Source organism: Limimaricola cinnabarinus LL-001, from assembly GCF_000466965.1.
Classification (GTDB): domain Bacteria; phylum Pseudomonadota; class Alphaproteobacteria; order Rhodobacterales; family Rhodobacteraceae; genus Limimaricola; species Limimaricola cinnabarinus.
In genome coordinates this window covers 1-816 of the sequence record NZ_BATB01000171.1, presented here as the reverse complement: position 1 = coordinate 816, position 816 = coordinate 1, and the positions used below count along the sequence as shown (strand labels likewise).

Annotated in this window: 1 protein-coding gene and 1 pseudogene; one reads left to right on the top strand and one right to left on the bottom strand. The window is 63.5% G+C overall.

The annotated features are described in order from the left end of the window. Nucleotides 1-114: pseudogene (locus MBELCI_RS22195) on the top strand (transposase); the annotation flags it as partial. Nucleotides 115-136: 22 nt separating this feature from the next. Here MBELCI_RS22195 and MBELCI_RS18940 read toward each other — a convergent pair. Beyond that, nucleotides 137-816 (bottom strand): transposase (locus tag MBELCI_RS18940; RefSeq protein WP_200861309.1); only part of this gene is annotated, 680 nt, incomplete at its 5' end.

Below are 816 nucleotides of genomic sequence, written 5' to 3'. Positions count from 1 at the left end.
GGGAAATACGCGTCCATCGCCCCGGCCTGGCGTCGTGCATGGCAGGAAGTGATCCCGTTCTTTGCCTTCGATCCGGCGATCCGCAAGATCATCTACACGACGGATGAGATCGACAAGACTTTTGCGCCATTTCTCGCTATCCTTTTGGTGTGCGGCCGACCTCGTGGCGAAGCGTGGCGCGTCGGCTGGAAGCGTCACCGGGCAGCCCATCCAGTCCCTGCCGGTTTGAGGCGGCCGCACACCCGACGCCATGTTTCGGAGGACGTGGCTGCCAAACGGCCACGAAGTGTTCGTAGCTTCTTTCTGCCTGCTCTGCGACCTGCGCCTCTCGCTGGCGCAATTCCTTCACGTTGTAAGCATAGCTCGCCCCGCGCTTGTTGCCCTTTTTCTGCGGCTGGCCGGCGGCCAGTTCCATGGCCCGGCGCTTGTGAATAACCAGGCTTGGCCTGGCCCAATGGTAGTCTTCGCATTTCGTCAGCATGTGCCAGCACAGGGTCGCAAGCTTGCGCGCCATGGCCACGACGGCGATCTGATGGCCACGACGTGCCCGGATGCGGATGAAGAAGGCGCGCAGGGGGCCAGGCGCTTTCGCTGCCGCCCATGCCGCCTCGACCAGCATTGCCCGAGCATGGCTGCGGCCAGCCTTGCTGATCCGGCCATGATGAGCTGGCCCAAGACCGGACTGGCGCACGCGCGGGTTCAGTCCGAAGTAGCTCACCAGCTTCTGCGGCGAGCTGAATCGATCGATGCTGCCGATCGCCGCCATCAAGCCGGCTGCCACGGTCAGGTTGACGCCAGGAGCTATGCCTGAGTTTG